17 protein-coding genes, 1 tRNA gene and 1 pseudogene are annotated in these 18,750 nt (G+C 70.4%); 8 read left to right on the forward strand and 11 right to left on the reverse strand.

Features of this window, described 5'->3' with window-relative positions:
* The first annotated feature begins 1 nt into the window (after position 1).
* The 4 genes from serS (at position 2) to ampC (ending at position 4,110) form a co-directional block, all read left to right on the forward strand.
* On the forward strand, positions 2-1,324 hold the full coding sequence (serS, locus tag QM782_RS12625) for a serine--tRNA ligase (RefSeq protein WP_415203260.1): 1,323 nt from the start codon (positions 2-4) through the stop codon (positions 1,322-1,324).
* Positions 1,325-1,375: 51 nt separating this feature from the next.
* Positions 1,376-1,463: transfer RNA gene (locus QM782_RS12630), tRNA-Ser, on the forward strand.
* 552 nt (positions 1,464-2,015) lie between these two features.
* Entirely contained in the window at positions 2,016-2,630 is a 615-nt protein-coding gene (locus QM782_RS12635; protein ID WP_415203261.1) for a PEP-CTERM sorting domain-containing protein, read from the forward strand.
* A gap of 316 nt (positions 2,631-2,946) precedes the next feature.
* Entirely contained in the window at positions 2,947-4,110 is a 1,164-nt protein-coding gene (gene ampC / locus QM782_RS12640) for a class C beta-lactamase (RefSeq protein WP_415205642.1), read from the forward strand.
* A 61-nt stretch (positions 4,111-4,171) separates the two neighbouring features.
* Here the strand turns inward: ampC and QM782_RS12645 are convergent, their stop codons facing one another.
* Positions 4,172-4,693, reverse strand: coding sequence for a hypothetical protein (locus QM782_RS12645; RefSeq protein WP_415203262.1), 522 nt, complete (start codon positions 4,691-4,693; stop codon positions 4,172-4,174).
* Between the two features lie 58 nt (positions 4,694-4,751).
* Here QM782_RS12645 and phbB point away from each other — a divergent pair, with 58 nt between their 5' ends.
* Together phbB and ybaL are read left to right on the forward strand one after the other, a co-directional pair.
* The gene (gene phbB, locus QM782_RS12650; protein ID WP_415203263.1) at positions 4,752-5,489 is read left to right on the forward strand and encodes an acetoacetyl-CoA reductase; all 738 of its coding nucleotides are present in this window, start codon (positions 4,752-4,754) and stop codon (positions 5,487-5,489) included.
* Positions 5,490-5,626: 137 nt separating this feature from the next.
* Positions 5,627-7,327 carry a YbaL family putative K(+) efflux transporter gene (gene ybaL, locus QM782_RS12655; protein ID WP_415203264.1) on the forward strand — a complete coding sequence of 567 codons (1,701 nt, stop codon included), beginning with the start codon at positions 5,627-5,629 and terminating at the stop codon, positions 7,325-7,327.
* A gap of 435 nt (positions 7,328-7,762) precedes the next feature.
* Here ybaL and QM782_RS12660 read toward each other — a convergent pair whose 3' ends face one another.
* Genes QM782_RS12660 through QM782_RS12670 form a run of 3 tightly spaced genes read right to left on the reverse strand, consistent with a single transcriptional unit; the run spans position 7,763 to position 10,500 of the window.
* Positions 7,763-9,049 (reverse strand): cytochrome c, encoded by a 1,287-nt coding sequence (locus tag QM782_RS12660; RefSeq protein ID WP_415203265.1) that lies wholly within the window; start codon positions 9,047-9,049, stop codon positions 7,763-7,765.
* A complete protein-coding gene (locus QM782_RS12665) occupies positions 9,046-9,807 on the reverse strand; it encodes a c-type cytochrome (protein WP_415203266.1) in 762 nt (253 codons plus the stop codon). The genes QM782_RS12660 and QM782_RS12665 overlap by 4 nt, the downstream gene beginning before the upstream one ends.
* Positions 9,808-9,861: 54 nt before the next feature.
* Positions 9,862-10,500: a CDP-alcohol phosphatidyltransferase family protein gene (locus QM782_RS12670; protein ID WP_415203267.1), complete on the reverse strand. Its 639-nt coding sequence runs from the start codon at positions 10,498-10,500 to the stop codon at positions 9,862-9,864.
* A gap of 337 nt (positions 10,501-10,837) precedes the next feature.
* Between QM782_RS12670 and glgX the strand changes: the two genes are divergently transcribed.
* Together glgX and QM782_RS12680 are read left to right on the forward strand one after the other, a co-directional pair.
* The gene (gene glgX, locus QM782_RS12675; RefSeq protein ID WP_415203268.1) at positions 10,838-12,952 is read left to right on the forward strand and encodes a glycogen debranching protein GlgX; all 2,115 of its coding nucleotides are present in this window, start codon (positions 10,838-10,840) and stop codon (positions 12,950-12,952) included.
* Positions 12,953-13,075: 123 nt separating this feature from the next.
* On the forward strand, positions 13,076-13,696 hold the full coding sequence (locus QM782_RS12680; protein WP_415203269.1) for a superoxide dismutase family protein: 621 nt from the start codon (positions 13,076-13,078) through the stop codon (positions 13,694-13,696).
* Positions 13,697-13,727: 31 nt separating this feature from the next.
* On the opposite strand, the gene QM782_RS12685 is transcribed toward QM782_RS12680, so the two are convergent.
* The 7 genes and pseudogenes from QM782_RS12685 to rpmB all read right to left on the reverse strand — a co-directional run bounded on the left by QM782_RS12685 (position 13,728) and on the right by rpmB (position 18,694).
* On the reverse strand, positions 13,728-15,074 hold the full coding sequence (locus QM782_RS12685; protein WP_415203270.1) for a tryptophan--tRNA ligase: 1,347 nt from the start codon (positions 15,072-15,074) through the stop codon (positions 13,728-13,730).
* Between the two features lie 10 nt (positions 15,075-15,084).
* Positions 15,085-15,753, reverse strand: coding sequence for a site-2 protease family protein (locus QM782_RS12690; RefSeq protein WP_415203271.1), 669 nt, complete (start codon positions 15,751-15,753; stop codon positions 15,085-15,087).
* A 13-nt stretch (positions 15,754-15,766) separates the two neighbouring features.
* Positions 15,767-16,399 (reverse strand): annotated as a pseudogene (locus QM782_RS12695) (L-threonylcarbamoyladenylate synthase); the annotation flags it as partial.
* Between the two features lie 6 nt (positions 16,400-16,405).
* Positions 16,406-17,284, reverse strand: a complete 879-nt coding sequence (locus tag QM782_RS12700; protein WP_415203272.1) for a DMT family transporter — start codon at positions 17,282-17,284, stop codon at positions 16,406-16,408.
* Positions 17,281-18,141: a 3',5'-nucleoside bisphosphate phosphatase gene (locus QM782_RS12705; RefSeq protein WP_415203273.1), complete on the reverse strand. Its 861-nt coding sequence runs from the start codon at positions 18,139-18,141 to the stop codon at positions 17,281-17,283. The genes QM782_RS12700 and QM782_RS12705 overlap by 4 nt, the downstream gene beginning before the upstream one ends.
* Positions 18,142-18,265: 124 nt before the next feature.
* A complete protein-coding gene (rpmG, locus tag QM782_RS12710) occupies positions 18,266-18,436 on the reverse strand; it encodes a 50S ribosomal protein L33 (RefSeq protein WP_087282504.1) in 171 nt (56 codons plus the stop codon).
* Positions 18,437-18,457: 21 nt separating this feature from the next.
* Positions 18,458-18,694, reverse strand: a complete 237-nt coding sequence (gene rpmB, locus QM782_RS12715) for a 50S ribosomal protein L28 (protein ID WP_145551552.1) — start codon at positions 18,692-18,694, stop codon at positions 18,458-18,460.
* Between the last annotated feature and the right edge of the window lie 56 nt (positions 18,695-18,750).

Below are 18,750 nucleotides of genomic sequence, written 5' to 3' on the forward strand. Positions count from 1 at the left end.
GATGCTGGACATCACCCTTCTCCGAAAAGACCTGGACGCCGTCGTCGCACGGCTGGAACAGCGCAAGAGCCCGCAGCCCTACCTCGACGTGGCGGCCTTCAAGGCCCTCGAAGCGGAGCGCAAGACGCTGCAGACCCGCACCGAGGAACTGCAGGCCCGCCGCAACGCGCTGAGCAAGCAGATCGGGCAGCTCAAGGCCCGGGGCGAGAGCGCCGACGCCGTGATGGCCGAGGTCAACGCGCTGAAGGCCGAGCTGGAAGCCTCGGCCGCGCGGCTGGACCAGCTGCAGCCCGAATTGCAGCAACTGCTGCTGGCCGTGCCCAACCTGCCGCACGCCAGCGTGCCGGTCGGCGCCGACGAGCAGGGCAACGTGGAACTGCGCCGCTGGAGCCCGGACGGCCAGGAGCCGAAGGCGCTGCCCTTCGCGCCGCGCGACCACGTGGACATCGGCGTGCCGCTGGGCCTGGACTTCGAGACCGGCGTCAAGCTGTCCGGCGCGCGCTTCACCGTGATGCGCGGCCAGGCGGCGCGGCTGCACCGCGCGCTCGCGCAGTTCATGCTCGACGTGCAGACCCAGCAGCACGGCTACACCGAGTGCTACGTGCCCTACGTCGTCAACGCCGACACCATGCAGGGCACCGGCCAGTTGCCCAAGTTCGAGGGCGACCTGTTCGCGGCCAAGAAGGGCGGCCAGGAATCCGAGCCCGTGCCCGACCACCAGGCGCTGTACCTGATCCCGACCAGCGAGGTGCCGCTGACCAACTTCGTGCGCGACGAGATCGTGCCGCTGGACGCGCTGCCGATCCGCCTGGCCGCGCACACGCCGTGCTTCCGCTCCGAGGCCGGCAGCGCCGGGCGCGACACGCGCGGCCTGATCCGCCAGCACCAGTTCGACAAGGTCGAGATGGTCCAGATCGTGCACCCCGACAGGAGCTACGAGGCGCTGGATGAGATGACCGCCCATGCCGAGGCCGTGCTGCAGAAGCTCGGCCTGCCGTACCGCGTGATGTGCCTGTGCACCGGCGACATGGGCTTCGGCGCGGCGCGCACGCACGACCTGGAAGTCTGGCTGCCGGCGCAGAATACCTACCGCGAGATCAGCTCGGTCTCCAACTGCGAGGCCTTCCAGGCGCGCCGGCTGCAGGCGCGCTTCAGGAACGCGCAGGGCAAGACCGAGCTGCTGCACACGCTGAACGGCTCGGGCCTGGCCGTGGGCCGCACGCTGGTCGCGGTGCTGGAGAACTACCAGAACGAGGACGGCTCGGTCACCGTGCCGGAAGCGTTGCGCCCCTACCTGGGCGGAACCGCGCGTTTGTCCTGCTAGAATCGTGGGCTTCGCATCCCGGGTCGACCGCCGGGACCGCCACGGATTTCAGGAGAGGTGGCAGAGTGGTCGAATGTACCTGACTCGAAATCAGGCGTACCGCAAGGTACCGTGGGTTCGAATCCCACCCTCTCCGCCAACAATGGATTTCAGATCGTCTCAGACGATCTAGGAAACCAGCAAAAAAGCCCCGTAGGACAGTGGTTCTACGGGGCTTTTTCTATCAGGATGTCTCACATTGATTTGTTGAAGCTCGCGCTCGGCGTTGGTATGTCTGATGGTAGGGGCTCGGGCTTCTGTTGGTATCGGAGAGATGGGCCGAAAAGTCTCACGGTCCCGATGCGTCCCGCCGCCCTTGGAAGTAGTGGCAGAAGAAGCACCCCGGCTCGCCGGGGTGTTCTCTTTTGCGCCGTCCAGAACGCCAGCTTCGTCCGTGACGGTGTGGTCGTAGTGGGCTGCGCTGTCGTCCGGGCCGGCCGGTCACACTACCGCCACGGTCGGCTCTCCGTCCCCGGTCGGCCATCGACCAACTCACCTCTTCTCGGCTGCTGCGCCGCCCGCATGCCGTGCGCTGGTAGCGCCCAAATCCACCGCTTGTCGGGTAAGCACCTACGCTCATCGACCATGTAACACTCGCTACACTCCGCCGGCCATGCCGGCAGGCCCTGATGCCGGCACGAGGAGGAAGAGAATGAAGAAGATCACAGCAGCCCTTGCGCTGGCCGGCGCAGCGCTGTCCGCACACAGCGAGATCGTGCGGATCGATATTTTCGCGAACGCGGCGTGGTACTACGACACGATCCCGGTTCACGTCTGGATGGCCATCGATCGCACGCGCGAGGCGGAGATCAATGCCAACGGAGGCCAAACAAACGGCATCGACGGTGGCCCCGGCCTCGCGTCGTTCGACATCCTCGGCTGCGGTGCAGACTGGTCTGCGCACACCATGGGGGGGCTGGGATACTCGCCCACGGGTTTCGCTATTTCAGTGGGCGGTGACGGCACCAATGTCCGTGACTGCACGCTGGGCATCAGGGCCACCTTCACCGGCGATCCTCACCCCTACGACGGCCAGGCGCTGCCAGGCAGCAGCATCGAGGGCGGCGGCTTTGCGGGGAACGGCGTGCTCACGATGATGGAGTTGACAGGCTACGTCATCCGCGTCAGCGGCAACATTGTTGCAGCCAGCGACCCATGGCTGCTGCCCGAGCCGACCACCGCCGTGCTGCTGGGCGCCGGACTGCTCGGCCTGATCGGCACGCGCCGCCGGCAGCGGCTTGCCTTGGACGGCGCGAGCGCGCCATAACCCAGCGCGGGGGCGGCCTGTAGCGCGAGGTGCCCTAGCTACCGGGCAGGCCCTCCCCAAAAAAGCCCCGTAGGACAGTGGTTCTACGGGGCTTTTTATTTCAGTCCGCCTGACGTCGCTCCGTTGAAGCATGCGTCCGTTGTCGGCATTTCTGATGGGTCGACCGTGACATGGCCTTCTCGCAAAAGCCTGAAAAACAAGCGGAGTCGAGCGAAGGTGGTCGGAAATGCGCCTTGACCTGAGCGGACTGCTGTACTCCGTTCCACGACAAGCGCCATTCCAACGAAAGAGGAAATCCATGATTGTTCGTGCAACGATGCTCGGGCCACTCGTCCTGGCCACCCTTTCTTCGGCCATATGCCTGCTCCCGATCGCCGCCCGGGCTGACGATGCTCCCGGCCAGATCACCGCCGCCGTGGACCGTGCCTTTCAACCGCTCCTGAAGGCGCATGGCGTGCCCGGGATCGCCGTGGCCGTGACGGTCGGTGGCCGGCAGTATTTCTTCAACTACGGAGTGGCTTCGAAGGAAAGCCAGGTGCCGGTCACGCAGGACACGCTCTTCGAGATCGGCTCCGTCAGCAAGACATTCACCGCGACGCTGGCAGCCTACGCATTGACGCTCGGCAAGCTATCCCTGGACGATGGCCCGGGCAAGTATGTGCCGCAACTGCGTGGCAGCGCCATCGACAAGGCGACCCTGCTCCAGCTCGGAACCTATACCGCGGGCGGGCTGCCGCTGCAGTTTCCCGAGGCCGTCACGCATGGTGCCGAGACGTGGGCCTATTTCCGGCAGTGGAGCCCAACCGCCGCGCCAGGCGAGCAGCGGCGATACTCCAATCCCAGCATCGGCCTCCTCGGGCATGTCACCGGTGTCGCGATGAACGGCGATTTCGCCGATCTCGTCCAAACCGAACTCTTTCCCCGGCTCCGCCTGCGCCACAGCTACATCCGGGTGCCTGAAGCGGAGATGGGCAACTATGCCTGGGGCTACGACAAGGCCGACAAGCCGATACGCGTGAATCCGGGCGCTTTCGATGCGGAAGCCTATGGCGTCAAATCCACCGCCGCCGACATGATCCGTTTCGTCGACGCCAACATCCGGCCGGAGCGTTTCGAGGCTCCGATGCGGGATGCCCTGGCAGCGACCCAGATTGGATATTTCAGGATCGGCCAGATGGTGCAAGGGCTCGGCTGGGAGCAATATCCCTATCCGATCGCGCTGGACCGACTGTTGGCCGGCAACTCCGTGACCATGGCCATGGAGCCCCATGCCGCAACGCGACTGATGCCACCGCAAAGTCCTTCGGCGCCCACCCTCTTCAACAAAACCGGCTCCACGAATGGGTTCGGCGCCTATGTCGCGTTCGTGCCGGAGCAAAGGATCGGCATCGTGATGCTGGCGAACAGGAACTTTCCGATTCCGGCGCGCATCACGGCGGCGCATGCCGTGCTGCAGCAGCTTGCCTCGGACGTGCCATAGCCCACCCTCCCCTGCGAGTGTTCCGGAGGGCCGAATTGCTTCGGCGGCCTTCCGCCCGACCTCACATCGCCTGCGCGCCCTGGTGCAGCGTCCGCCCGCCCGTCCCTGGCGCAAGCAGCGCGTCGGGCATGGCGCAGGACTCCATCCGCAGCAGCGTGCGCGCCTGTTCCAGCGGCATCCGGGTCGCCTGGCTGCCGCGCAGCAGGCCCAGGCAGCGCAGGTGGCGGTTGCAGATGAACCAGATCTCGTCGCGGTCGTTCGACAGGATGAAGTACGCGTCGGACGTCTCGGACGGGTTGAACAGGCCGAGGGCACGGTAGGCCGTGTCCAGGCCGAAGCCGCTGCGCAGCGGGAATGGCGTGGGGCCGTTCGGGAGTTCCTGTACGCGCAAATAGATTCCAGGTTCCAGGCTGAGCATGTGGCCTCCGGTCGTGGCGTCCGCGGCGCGCCGGCGGGCGCGGCGCATCGGCTGCGAGCGTAGACGCCGCCCGGGGCGCGGCGCGTCGGACGGCACGCCATGTTGCGTCGGCTCGACGAACGGCCATGTCCCTCCCTTCAGTGTTTTCCTGGGGCGGGCATTCATCACGCATTAGGTACATTTCCGGATAGGTCAACGCACCTATTACGGAGATTTTTCAGACATGACACAGAAAGTTGCATACGTCACCGGCGGCATGGGTGGCATCGGAACGGCCATCTGCCGGCGCCTGCACAAGGAGGGCTTCAAGGTCATCGCCGGCTGCGGCCCGACCCGCGACCATGCCAAGTGGGTGGCCGAGCAGGCCGAGCAGGGCTACACCTTCTACGCTTCCGCCGGCAACGTCGGCAACTGGGAGTCGACGGTCGAGGCCTTCACCAAGGCCAAGGCCGAGCACGGTTCGATCGACGTGCTGGTCAACAACGCCGGCATCACCAAGGACCGCATGTTCCTCAAGATGACGCGCGAGGACTGGGACGCGGTGATCGAGACCAACCTGAACAGCATGTTCAACGTGACCAAGCAGGTCGTCGGCGACATGGTGGAAAAGGGCTGGGGTCGCATCATCAACATCTCGTCGGTCAACGGCGAGAAGGGCCAGGCCGGCCAGACCAATTACTCCGCCGCCAAGGCCGGCATGCACGGCTTCACGATGGCGCTGGCGCAGGAACTGGCCAACAAGGGCGTGACGGTCAACACCGTGAGCCCGGGCTACATCGGGACCGACATGGTGCGCGCGATCCGCCAGGACGTGTTGGACAAGATCATCGCCACGATCCCGGTCAAGCGCCTGGGCCAGCCGGAGGAGATCGCCTCCATCATCGCCTGGCTGGCGTCCGAGGAGGGCGGCTACTCCACCGGTGCCGACTTCTCGGTCAACGGCGGCCTGCACATGGGCTGATCGGCGCTGCCGCATCTGCGCAACGAGAGACCCGCTTCGGCGGGTTTTTCGTTTTTGGATGCGGACGAATCGCAGGCCTACGGTAAATTGCAGCGCAGCCCCGCCCGACCAATCCACCCACGCCCGAAAGGCCCGCCATGCCGCACAGTGTCTCCCTGATCAGCACCGTGGCTGTCGGGTTGGGGCTGGCCCTGGTGTTCGGCTTCCTGGCCTCGTGCATCCGGCTGCCGGCGCTGGTGGGCTACCTGCTGGCGGGCGTGGTGATCGGGCCGTTCACGCCGGGCTTCGTGGCCGACGCCGGCATAGCGTCGCAGCTGGCGGAGATCGGCGTGATGCTGCTGATGTTCGGCGTGGGCCTGCATTTCTCGCTGGAGGACCTGCTGGCCGTGCGCAAGATCGCGCTGCCCGGCGCCGTGGTGCAGATCGGCGTGGCCACGGCGATGGGCACCAGCCTGGCGCTGCTGTGGGGCTGGAACGCCGGCGGGGCGCTGGTGTTCGGCCTGTCGCTGTCGGTGGCCAGCACCGTGGTGCTGCTGCGCGCGCTGGAGGGCCGCGGCGTGCTCGACACCTTCAACGGCCGCATCGCGGTCGGCTGGCTGGTGGTGGAGGACCTGGCCATGGTGCTGGTGCTGGTGCTGCTGCCGCCGCTGGGCGGCTGGCTGGGCGGCAGCCAGGCTACCGACTTCGGCGCGCTGGGGCGCACGCTGGGGCTGACGGTACTGCAGGTCGGCGGCTTCGTCGCGCTGATGCTGGTCGTGGGCCGGCGGCTGTTTCCCTGGCTGCTGTGGCAGGTGCAGCGCACCGGCTCGCGCGAGCTGTTCACGCTGTGCGTGGTGGCGGCGGCCGTCAGCATCGCGTTCGGCTCGACGGCGCTGTTCGGCGTGTCGTTCGCGCTCGGCGCCTTCTTCGCCGGCATGGTCATGCGCGAATCGGAGTTCAGCCACCGCGCGGCCGAGGAATCGCTGCCGCTGCGCGACGCCTTCGCGGTGCTGTTCTTCGTGTCGGTCGGCATGCTGTTCGATCCGATGGTGCTGGTGCAGCGCCCGCTGCAGGTGGCGGCCGTGGTCGGCATCATCGTGATCGGCAAGTCGATCGCGGCGGCGGTGCTGGTACTGGCCTTCCGCTACCCGCTGAACACGGCGCTGACGGTGTCGGCCAGCCTGGCGCAGATCGGCGAGTTCTCCTTCATCCTGGTCGGGCTCGGGGCCTCGCTCGGCTTGCTGCCGCCCGAAGGGCAGAGCCTGGTGCTGGCCGGCGCGCTGATCTCGATCGCGCTGAACCCGGCCGCGTTCTACTGCGCCGAGCCGATGCAGCGCTGGATCCTGGCGCGCTCGGCGCTGGCGCGGCGCATGGAGGCGCGCGACGATCCGATGGCCGAGCTGCCCACGCACACCGAGCCGAAGTACCTGGCGCAGCAGGTGGTGCTGGTGGGCTACGGCCGCGTGGGGCGGCGCATCGCGGCGGCCATGCAGGCGCACCACATCCCCTTCGTCGTGGCCGAGCAGAACCGCGAGACCGTGGAGCGGCTGCGTGGCGAGGGCATGGCGGCGGTGTTCGGCGACGCGTCCGAGCCCGGCACGCTGATCCAGGCCCACATCGCACGCGCGCGCATGCTGGTGATCGCCACGCCGGATTCGCTGAACGTGCGCCAGATGATCAGCGTGGCGCGGGCGCTGAACCCGCAGATCGAGATCGCCGTGCGCACCCACAGCGAGACCGAGGCACGGCTGCTGAACGAGGAGCAGGCCGGCCGCGTGTTCCTGGGCGAGCAGGAGCTGGCCCAATCCATGTCGCGCCACGTGGTCGAGCGCGCCACGGCCGGCGCCGCGGCGCATTGAGCCTGGAAACGGCAGTGGGGTGGTGTCGAGAACAAAGAAAAGCAAGCGCTGGCACGGGGTGGCGGCCGTTTTCGGCAACTGCGGGGCCGTTCCACATGGGTGCGTCGCACAGCCGATCCATTCCAGGGCGCGGCAAGCACTTGCCTGCGTTTCGACCCGTCAGCTGCTGTTTTTAGGTTGAGCCGTTTCGGTTTTCCATGAGCCCGCAGCCCGCACGGCTGGCCCGCGGTTCGAGAAGCCACGGAGCACGCCATGCCAGCTGCCGGCCCGCGGAAGGGGCCTTGGCCCGGTCGCAGGCGTGCCTTGCAGGCCGCAGCTGCTCCGGAGGAGCAACTGCATCGGGCCGTCCACGCCTGCGCAGGCAGGCTGGGCACCGCGGGCCGCCGTCCCCTCCAGTGGGCCGGCGGAGCGCGCAGCGCAAAGACCGGAGGCCCGTCAGCGCGCAGTCGTCGTGCGCAGCTGGTTCACGTCCAGCTCGCTGACGGCCGGCGCGTCGTTGCCCCAGGCGCTGCGCACGTAGGTCAGCACGGCGGAGATTTCCCGGTCCGACAGCGCCAGCACGAAGGGCGGCATGCCGTAGGGCCGCGGGTTGCCGGCGGTGGCCGGCGCGAAGCCGCCTTGCAGCACCACCTGCACCAGGTTGACCGTGGAGGCCATGGTCACCGCCCGGTTGCCGGCCAGCGGCGGGTAGACGCCGCCGGCGCCTTCGCCGGCATCGCCGTGGCACTGCGCGCAGTGGTGCTCGTAGAGCCGGCTGCCCAGCGTGGCGGTCTCGGTGCCGGGGGCCGGGCGCGGCTGCGACTCGGGCGCGGGCTGCTGCGGCAGGCCCTGCAGGTAGCGGCCCATGGCGGCCAGGTCCTCGCGCGTCAGGTGCTGGGTGCTGCGCAGCACCACCTCGGCCATCGGCCCGGTGACCCAGCCGCGCGGCGAGACGCCGGTCTGCAGCAGCGCGACCACGTCGTCCAGCGGCCAGTCGGCCACGCTGGCCTCGCGCACCGAGGTCAGCGCCGGCGCGTACCAGTTCTGCATCGGGATCAGCCCGCCGGACAGCGGCAGCCGCTCGCTGCTGGCGCCCCAGGCGTTGCGCGTGGTGTGGCAGGCCGCGCAATGGCCCAGGCCGCGCACCAGGTAGGCGCCGCGGTTCCATTCGGCGTCCTGCGCCGGATCGCTCTGGTACTCACCGGGCCGGAAGTACAGCGCGCGCCAGACCGCCAGCGCCGCCTGCTGGTTGTACGGCCAGCGCAGTTCGTGCGGCCGGTTCGGCTGGGGCACCGGCGGCAGGCTGCGCAGGTAGGCGAACAGCGCGTCGGCGTCGGCGCGCGTGACCTCGGTGAAGCTGGTGTACGGGAAGGCCGGCACCAGCAGCCGGCCGTCGCGCGAGCGGCCATGGTGCATGGCGCGCCAGAACTCGGTGGCGGTCCAGCGCCCCAGGCCGTGCTCGGCGTCGGGCGTCAGGTTGCTGCCGTAGACCGTGCCGAACGGCGTCGGGATGGGCGTGCCGCCGGCATACGCCGCGCCGCCGCGGCTGGTGTGGCAGGCCGCGCAGTTGCCGGCCCGGGCCAGGTAGGCGCCGCGGGCGACCTGCGCCGGCGTGGCCGGCGCGTCGGGCGCGGCCGCCGCCAGGTCGGGTTCGCCGCGCACGTTGAGCCACCAGACCAGCGCCGCGGCGCCGGCCAGCAGCAGCGCCAGCACGGCCAGGGCGCGCGGCAGGCGGCGCGTCATCGCGTGCCTCCCACTTCCGGTGCGCTGCCGCAGGCCAGCGTGTTGCCGGCGGGCGCCTGCGCCGCGGCCCGGGTATCGGCCGGCAGCGGCTGGGCCGCCAGCCAGCCGGAGACGGCGGCCACGTCGGCGTCGGCCAGGTGTTCGGCCACGTGGGCCATGCAGTCGGGCGCCAGGGCCTTGCGCTGGCCGGTGCGCCAGGCGCCGAGCTGGCCGTTCAGGTAGTCGCGCGGCAGGCCGAGCAGGCCGGGCACGTTCGGCGCCACGCCGGTCATGGCCGCGCCGTGGCACTGCACGCAGGCCGGCAGGCCACGCGCCGGATCGCCCTGGTGCACCAGCTGGCGGCCGCGCTCCAGCAGCGCGGCCGGCGCGCTGGCCGGGGCGGGCGGCGGGTAGGGCAGTTCCAGCGCGGCGAAGTACTCGGCGATCTCGCGCAGGTAGTCGTCGCTCAGGCGGTCCACCAGCTGCGTCATCAGGCCGTAGTGGCGGCGGCCGTCGCGGAAGTTCAGCAGCTGGTGGTACAGGTAGCCGGCCGGCTTGCCGGCCAGCCGCGGGTAGTAGCCGTCGGGCCCGGCGCGGCCCGCCGGGCCGTGGCAGACCGTGCAGGCCGCCATGCGCTGGGCCATGCTGTCGGGCACGGCCGGCTGTGCCCGGGCGGCACCGGTGGCGAGCAGCGCGAGCAGCGCGAACGGCAGGGCCGCGCGGCGCAGGGCGGGACGAAGGGCTGGGCGCTTGGCGCGCGTGGCGGGTCGGAAGGTCACGGGCGCCGATCATGCCTCAGCGGCGGGCGCTTCCGGCGGGCCGCCGCGCAGGGGCTACAGCTTGGGAATGCGCAGCGTCTTGCTGACCATCAGCGTGCCCGACAGCGCGAACAGCAGCGCCAGCGGGTGCAGCCGCCACGGCCCCAGCAGCCAGCTGCCGCCGTACAGGGCGTCGCCGATGCGGCCCTGGCAGGCCGCGAAGGCCAGCACGCCGACCAGCACCACGCTGGTCGGGATCGGCGTGCCCTCGAAGTAGGCGACCTTGTCGCTGCCTTGGGACAGCGTCTCGGCCGTCACGTTGAAGCGCGCCAGCCGGCTGACGCCGCAGCAGACGAAGTACAGCAGGATGGCCGCGTCCCAGCCGCCGGACAGGCCGGCGGCGAAGCCCAGCGCGGCCGGCCCGACGCCGAAGGACACGATGTCGGCCAGCGAGTCGAGCTCGCGGCCCAGCGCCGAGTGCTGCTGGCGCCAGCGCGCGATGCGGCCGTCCAGCACGTCGAACACCAGCGCGATCGGCGTCATCGCCGCGGCCAGCAGGAAATGCCGCGTCCGTCCCGTGGCCAGGAACTGCATCGCCAGCAGCACCGAGGCCATGCCGAACGCGGCGTTGCCGAGCGTGAAGAAGTCCGCGAGGTGGAAGCCGCGCAGCATCGAGAAATGGCGAGGGGCGGGGCGTTGGGATGGGGCGCTCATGCGGCGATTCTCGTGGAGGCGCGGTGTTCTTCGCGCGCCGGCGTTAGTGCGCTGCTGGGCGAGTACGGCCGGGATGGCTGTCGCGGCGGGTCGCCCGGTCGCCGAAGGCGGCGATGCGGAACGAGGCGTGAAGCATGCGGCGAGCCCTCTGGAAGGGTGCCATCCGTCCCGGCCTCGCCCGGCCGACGGCTCGCAGCTGCCGCCGGCGCGGCGGTCCGCGCCGCGGCGCCGCGCCTGATCCCTGTGCGCTCCTACGCGCGCTGCGGCGCGCCGTCCGACGCACACGGCCGGCCGCCTGGCGAACAATGGCCGCTTTCCCGCTTCCCAGAGCTGTGCGATGACGGAAGAAACCTGCGAACCCGGCCGGCCCTGGCCCCTGGGCATCCATTTGCGCGACGGCGGCGCCAACTTCGCGCTGTACTCCAGCGTGGCCGAGGCCGTGGACCTGTGCCTGTTCGACCCGGAGGGCCGCGAGGAGCAGCGCCGCATCCGGCTGCCCGCGCGCACCGAGGACGTCTGGCACGGCTTCGTGCCCGGCCTGGCGCCCGGGGCGCGCTACGGCGTGCGCGTGCACGGCCCGTTCGATCCCGCCGGCGGCCAGCGCTGCAACCCGGCCAAGCTGCTGCTGGACCCGTATGCGCGCGCCATCGACCGCCCGCTGCGCGGCGCGGCCGTGACCTTCGGCTACCCGCTCGGCGACCCGCAGCAGGACCTCGCGCGCGACGACGCCGACAGCGCCGCCGTGGCGGCCAAGTCCGTCGTGCTGGCGCCGGACTTCGACTGGCAGGGCGACCGGCCGCCGCGCACCGCCATGGCCGACACGGTGTTCTACGAGATCAACGTGCGCGGCTTCACGCGGCAGCTGCCGGGCGTGCCCGAGCCGCTGCGCGGCACCTTCGCCGGCCTGGCCAACCAGGCCGCGATCGCCCACCTGAAGCGCCTGGGCGTGACGGCCGTGCAGCTGCTGCCGGTGCAGGCCTTCGACGACGAGGGCCGCCTGGCCGATGCGGGCCTGTCCAACTACTGGGGTTACAACACCATCGGCTTCTTCGCGCCCGAGCCGCGCTACTGCGCCAACGGCAGCGACGGCGGCGTCGCGGAGTTCCGCGGCATGGTCAAGGCGCTGCACCAGGCCGGCATCGAGGTGATCCTGGACGTGGTCTACAACCACACCTGCGAAGGCAACCACCTGGGGCCGACCATGTGCTTCAAGGGCATCGACAACGAGGCCTACTACCGGCTCATGGACGAGCGCCGCTACTACAAGGACTTCAGCGGCACCGGCAACACGCTGGACGTGAGCAACCCGCCGGTGCTGCGCCTGGTCATGGACAGCCTGCGCTACTGGGTGGAAGAGATGCACGTGGACGGCTTTCGCTTCGACCTGGCGCCGGCCATCGCACGCAGCGCCTCGGGCGCGTTCGAGCACCGCACGCCGTTCCTGTCGGCGGTGGCGCAGGACCCGGTGCTGCGCCGCGTCAAGATGATCGCCGAGCCCTGGGACCTGGGCGACTACGGCTACCAGGTCGGCGGCTTTCCGGTCGGCTGGTCCGAATGGAACGGCAGCTACCGCGACGAGGTGCGCGACTTCTGGCGCAACGCCGACGACAGCCTGCCGCGCTTCGCCTCGCGGCTGTGCGGCACGCAGGAGGTGTTCGCGCCCTCGCGCCGGCCGCCGTCGGCCAGCGTCAACATCGTCACCGTGCACGACGGCTTCACGCTGCGCGACCTGGTCAGCTACAACGACAAGCACAACCAAGCCAACGGCGAGGACAACCGCGATGGCGAGAGCCACAACCGCAGCTGGAACTGCGGCGCCGAGGGACCGACCGACGACCCGCGCGTGCTGGTGCTGCGCGCGCGCCAGCAGCGCAACCTGCTGACCACGCTGTTCATGTCGCGCGGCGTGCCGCTGCTGCTGGGCGGCGACGAGATGGGCCGCACCCAGCAGGGCAACAACAACGCCTACTGCCAGGACGGGCCGATCAGCTGGTTCGACTGGAGCGAGGGCGCGCGCGACGAGGCGCTGATCGACTTCACGGCCGGCCTGATCCGGCTGCGCAAGAGCCTGCCGGTGCTGCGCAGCGAGCACTGGCCCGTGGGCGACGGCGAGCGCCCGGACGTGACCTGGTACAGCGTCTGGGGCCTGCCGATGACCGAGGACGAGTGGCAGCACCCGGCCGCGCGCTGCCTGCAGGTGGTGTTCGATGGCGGCGCCGACCATGCCAAGGGCCGCGCGCCGCGGCCCGGCCCCTCGGTGCTGCTGATGTTCAACGGCGCGCCGCAGGGGCATCTGTTCACGGTGCCGCAGGAGACGCGCTTCGGCCCGGCCTGGCAGCTGCGCGTGGCCACGCAGCGCGGGCGCCTGGGCGACGGGCGCGCGCGCCGCGTGGCGCCGGGCGCCAAGCTGCGGCTCAAGGCGCATGGCATGCTGGTGCTGACGCAGGGCTGATGGCCGGCGTTACAAGATGAGAACGATTCCTACGCCGGCGGCCGCGGAATGCTGCTAGTGTGCGGTCCCGCCTCGCACGCGGCGCGGAGTGCGCCGCATCGACGGACTGACAAGGAACACTTTATGAGAACGACATCCTGGGATCGTGTGCTGCTGGCTGCCGCCGTGGCCCTGCCGCTGATCGGCTGCGCGCAGCGGGCCGCGGCGCCACCGGGCGCGGGCGGCAGCGGCGCGATCGCGAAGCTGGCCACCGCGACCGGCGCGCCGGCCGGCCAGGCCGTGCTGACGGCCGTGCCGGACGGCGTGGAGATCGTGGTGAACGTGCAGGGCCTGACGCCGGGCCAGCACGGCTTCCACATCCATGCCAACGGCAAGTGCGAGCCGAGTTCCGACGCTGCCGGCAAGACCGTCGCGTTCGGCGCGGCCGGCGGGCATTTCGATCCGGAAGGCACGGGCCGGCACGGCCATCCCGATCACGGCGTGCGCCATGCCGGCGATGCGCCGAACCTGATGGCCGACGCGCAGGGCCGCGCCACGCTGCGCTACGTGAGCCCCAAGGTCACGCTGGCGCCGGGGCCGAACTCCATCATGGGCCGCGCGCTGGTCGTGCACGCCGACCCGGACGACTACCAGACCAACCCGGCCGGCAACTCCGGCGGGCGCGTGCTGTGCGGCGTGATCCAGCCGGCCCGGCTCGACGCGGTGGTCGGCAGCATCGGGCCCGAACGCCACCTGGTGCGCTGACGCGCCGGGGCGCGGCCCACGCCGCGGGGGCTCAGGCCTTGGGTTCGACGGCCGCGCCGGGGTCTTCCTCGCCGGCCACCGAATCGCCGCCGTCCCTGGGCGCGGCCAGCTGCGCCAGTGCGGCCACGGCGCCGGCGGCGGTGGATTGCAGCTGTGGCGCCAGCGCGGCCAGGGCCGCGGCGCCTTCGCGCGTCAGCCGGGCGATGGCCTGGCCGGCGTCGCGGGGCGAGGCGAAGCCGCCGCTCTGCAGCAGCAGCGCGCCGCCGGCATCGACCAGCTTGAAATAGAACAGGCCGTCGGCCTCGCGGTACTGCTTGAAGGAGGGCAGCGCGGCCTTGGCCGCCTTCGGGGCCCTGGCCGCGGCGGCCGGCGCCTCCAGCGGCCGCAGGCCCACGGCGTGGCGCAGCCGGCCGATGAAGGGCGCGGACAGGTGCCGCGCCTTCTGCGCGCCGGCCAGCAGCACGTGCTCGACGCGGGCCGGGTCGTCGATGTAGCCCTGGTAGGTGGCGCGCATCGGCGCGATCTCGCGGTCGATGCGCTCGAACAGCGCCTGCTTGGCGTCGGCCCAGGCGATGCCGTCCGCGAACGCGCGGCGCAGGGCCTCGGTCTCGCCGGCGTCGGCGAAGGCCTGGTAGATCTGGAACAGCGCCGAGCCCTCGGTGCTCTTGGGCTCGCCCGGGCCGCGCGAGTCGGTGACGATGCCGGCGATCAGCTTGCGCAGCTGCTCGCGCGGCGCGAACAGCGGGATCGTGTTGTCGTAGCTCTTGCTCATCTTGCGGCCGTCCAGGCCGGGCAGCACGGCCACGGATTCCTCGACCGCCGCCTCGGGCAGCACGAAATGCTCGCCGTACAGGTGGTTGAAGCGCTGCGCCATGTCGCGCGCCATCTCGATGTGCTGCACCTGGTCGCGGCCGACCGGCACCCGGTGCGCGTTGAACATCAGGATGTCCGCGCCCATCAGCACCGGGTACATGAACAGGCCGGCCGTGACGTCGAAGTCCGGGTCGGCGCCGGCCGCGGCGTTGCGGTCCAGCGCGGCCTTGTAGGCATGGGCGCGGTTCAGGATGCCCTTGCCGGTCACGCAGGTCAGCAGCCAGGTCAGCTCGGGGATCTCCGGGATGTCGGACTGGCGGTAGAAGGTCACGCGCTCGGGGTCCAGGCCGGCGGCCAGCCAGGTCGCGGCGATCTCCAGCGTGGAGCGCTGGATGCGCGCCGGCTCGTCGACCTTGATCAGCGCGTGGTAGTCCGCCAGGAAGTAGAAGCTGTCGGTGGCGGGCGCGCGGCTGGCGCGCACGGCCGGCCGGATCGCGCCGACGTAGTTGCCCAGGTGGGGGGTGCCGGAGGTGGTGATGCCGGTCAGGACGCGCAGCGTGCTCATGGGGAGGGTTTCAGCGGATCAGGGAGGAGAGCGGGGTGAGGAGCAGGTCCAGCAGGTCGAAGGTCAGGCCCATGATCGGTTGCAGCCACAGCGTGCCGACCACGCCGGCCAGCACCAGGCCCATGACGATGAAGAAGCCCCAGGGCTCCACGCGCGACAGCAGGGCCGCCTGCTTGTACGGCAGCAGGCCGACCAGCACGCGCCCGCCGTCCAGCGGCGGCAGCGGGAACAGGTTGAACGCGAACATCACGACGTTGACCAGCATGCCGGCCTGGCACATCTTGAGGAAGAAGGGCTCGTGGATGCCCAGGCCCGCCAGCAGGTAGAACAGCACGCCCCACAGCAGCGCCTGCACCAGGTTGGCGACGGGGCCGGCCAGCGCGACCCAGACCATGTCGCGCTTGGGGTTGCGCAGCCGGCCGAACTGCACCGGCACCGGCTTGGCGTAGCCGAACACGAAGGCGCCCGAGGTCGCCAGGTACAGCAGGATCGGCATGGCGATGGTGCCGACCGGGTCGATGTGCTTGATCGGGTTCAGCGTCACGCGGCCGAGCAGCCAGGCGGTGTTGTCGCCGTAGTGCCGCGCCACGAAGCCGTGCGCGGCCTCGTGCACCGTGATCGCGAACAGCACGGGCAGCGCGAAGATCAGCAGGCTCTGGATGGTGGTGTCGAAGTTCACTGGGGGATTCTCGCAGACCGAGGGGGGCCAGCGGGCCGCGGCCCTCGCGCACCACGACCGGGTCGCCGCCGGTGCCCATGGCGGTGACATCGATGACCGTGGTCGGCTCCGAGGGGCAGGCGCCGGCGTCGAGCACGGCGGCGATCTGGTGCTCCAGGCGCGCGCGGATCGCCGCCGCGTCGTTCAGCGGCTCGGTCTCGTCGGCCAGGATCAGCGTGGTCGCCAGCAGCGGCGTGCCGTGCAGCGCCAGCAGTTCCTGCAGCGCCTTGTGCTCGGGCACGCGCAGGCCGATGGTCTTGCGCGAGGGGTGGCTCACGCGCCGCGGCACTTCCTTGCTGGCCTCCAGGATGAAGGTGTAGGGGCCGGGCGTGGCGGACTTCAGCAGCCGGTACTGCTTGTTGTCCACGCGCGCGTAGCTGGACAGCTCGGACAGGTCGCGGCACAGCAGCGTCAGGTGGTGTCGCTCGTCCACGCCGCGCAGCCGGCGCATGCGGTCCACCGCGGCCTTGTCGTCCAGCTGGCAGACCAGGGCGTAGCTGGAATCGGTCGGCACGGCGACGATGTCGCCCTTGGCCAGCAGCGCGGCGGCCTGCTTGAGCAGGCGCGGCTGCGGGTTGTCGGGATGCACTTCGAAGAATTGAGCCATGGTTGTTCAGTCCCTGGGCCGGCTTTCGCGCAGCGTGAGCCAGGCGCCGGCCGCGCCGCACACGGCGACCAGGGCCATGCCCAGCAGCGACCAGCCGTCCGGCACGTGCGAGAAGACCAGCCAGCCCCCGATCATCGCAAACCCGATCTGGCCGTAGAGATACGGCGTCAGCGTGGCCGCCGGTGCACGCGCGTAGCCGAGGATCAGCATGAAGTGGCCGACGGTGCCCAGCAGGCCCATCAGCAGCAGGCCGGTCCACAGCCGCCAGTCCGGCAGCTGCACCCAGACGAAGGGCAGCGGGACGGAGGCGGCCAGGGTGCCGATCCAGCCGGTGTACAGGTGCGTGGTCAGCGGTGCCTCGGTGCGCGCGAGCCGGCTGGTCAGCACCTGGAAGCTGGCGTTCGTGGCCACCAGCGCCAGCGGCATCAGCAGCCGCCAGTCGAAGGCCTCGCCGCCGGGCCGGATGATCACCAGGGTGCCGACGAAGCCGCCGGCGACCAGCACCCAGCGCCGCGGCGGGACGCGCTCGCCCAGCGTGCGCGAGGCCAGCAGCGTGATGACCAGCGGCGTGATCATGACGATGGCCGTGAACTCGCCGACCGGCATGGTCCGAAGGCTCAGGAAGGCCAGCAGGCTGCTGGCCAGCAGCAGCAGGCCGCGCAGCAGCTGGAAGCCCGGCTGCCGCGTGTGCAGCAGGGCCAGGCCGCTCCTGGGCAGCACGATGGCCGTGGTCGCCACGGCCTGGAACACGTAGCGGAACCACAGGGCCATCAGCAGCGGCACGCCGGCCGTGACGGCCTTGGTCACGGTGTCCAGCATCGCGAAGCAGGCGACCGCGGCCAGCACCAGGGCGATGCCACCCAGCGGCGAGGCGGCGGCGGTCACTGGATGCGGTCCGCCAGCAGCTCCCAGACGGGGGTCAGGTCCTCGGGCAGGTACGGCAGGGTGCCCAGGTCGCAGTGGCTCTCGTCCGGGCTGTGGAAGTCGCTGCCGCGCGAGGCCGCCAGCCCGAACTCGCGCGCCATCGCGGCGTACTCGACGTACTCGGCCGGCGTGTGGCTGCCGGTCACGACCTCGACCGCGCGGCCGCCGTGGGCCTTGAACTCGCTGAACAGCGCGTACTCCTCGGTGGCGCTGAACTTGTAGCGGCCCGGGTGCGCGATCACGGCGACGCCGCCGGTCTGGGTGATCCAGCCGACCGCGTCCTTCAGCGAGGCCCAGCGGTGCGGCACGTAGCCGGGCTTGCCCTCGGTCAGGTACTTGCGGAAGACCTCGGGCGTGTCCTTGCAGTGGCCGGACTCGACCAGGAAGCGCGCGAAGTGCGTGCGCGAGATCAGCGCCGGGTTGCCGACGAACTTCAGCGCGCCCTCGTAGGCGCCGAGGATGCCGACCTTGGCCAGCCCCTCGGCCATCTCGCGCGCGCGCGGGCCGCGGCCGTCGCGGGTGTCGGCCAGGCCCTGCTGCATGCGCGGGTCCTCGGCGTCGAAGCCCAGGCCGACGATGTGCACCGTCTCGCCGGCGAAGGAGACCAAGATCTCGGTGCCGGTCAGGTAGCGCAGCCCGTTGGCGCGTGCGGCAGCAGCGGCGCGCCGCTGGCCGCCGACCTCGTCGTGGTCCGTCAGCGCCCACAGCTCCACGCCGTTGGCGCGCGCGCGCGCGGCCAGCTCCTCGGGCGTCAGCGTGCCGTCGGACACGATGGAGTGGCAGTGCAGGTCGGCGTTGCGGATGGAGGAGGAAGACACGGCAGGCATTGTAGGAAGCCAGGGCATTGTCCGCGGTCGCCCAGGCGGCAGCGGACGCCCCAAAGACAAAACCCGCTCGGGTGAGCGGGTTCGTCGGTTCGGCACGGGCCGGGGCCCGGGCGCATCACTTCAGCTTGATTTCCTTGTACTCGACGTGCTTGCGAGCCTTGGGATCGAACTTGGTGATGGACATCTTCTCGGGCATGGTCTTCTTGTTCTTGGTCGTCGTGTAGAAGTGCCCGGTGCCGGCCGTGGATTCCAGCTTGATCTTTTCGCGTCCGCCTTTGGTGGCCATGGTGTGTGTTCCTTACAGTGCTTAGGCTGCCTGGCCGCGTGCGCGCAGGTCCGCGAGCACGGCGTCGATGCCGTTCTTGTCGATCAGGCGCAGGCCGGCGTTGGAGATGCGCAGGCGCACCCAGCGGTTCTCCGACTCGACCCAGAAGCGGCGGTACTGCAGGTTGGGCAGGAAGCGGCGCTTGGTCTTGTTGTTGGCGTGGGAAACGTTGTTCCCGACCATCGGGCCCTTGCCCGTGACTTCACATACGCGTGACATGGTCACTCTTTCTATCGAACAGCCGGCACCTCGTGCAGGTGCGCAAGGTGTGTGAC

It is taken from the genome of Pseudorhodoferax sp., from assembly GCF_047601025.1.
Classification (GTDB): Bacteria; Pseudomonadota; Gammaproteobacteria; order Burkholderiales; family Burkholderiaceae_C; genus Pseudorhodoferax.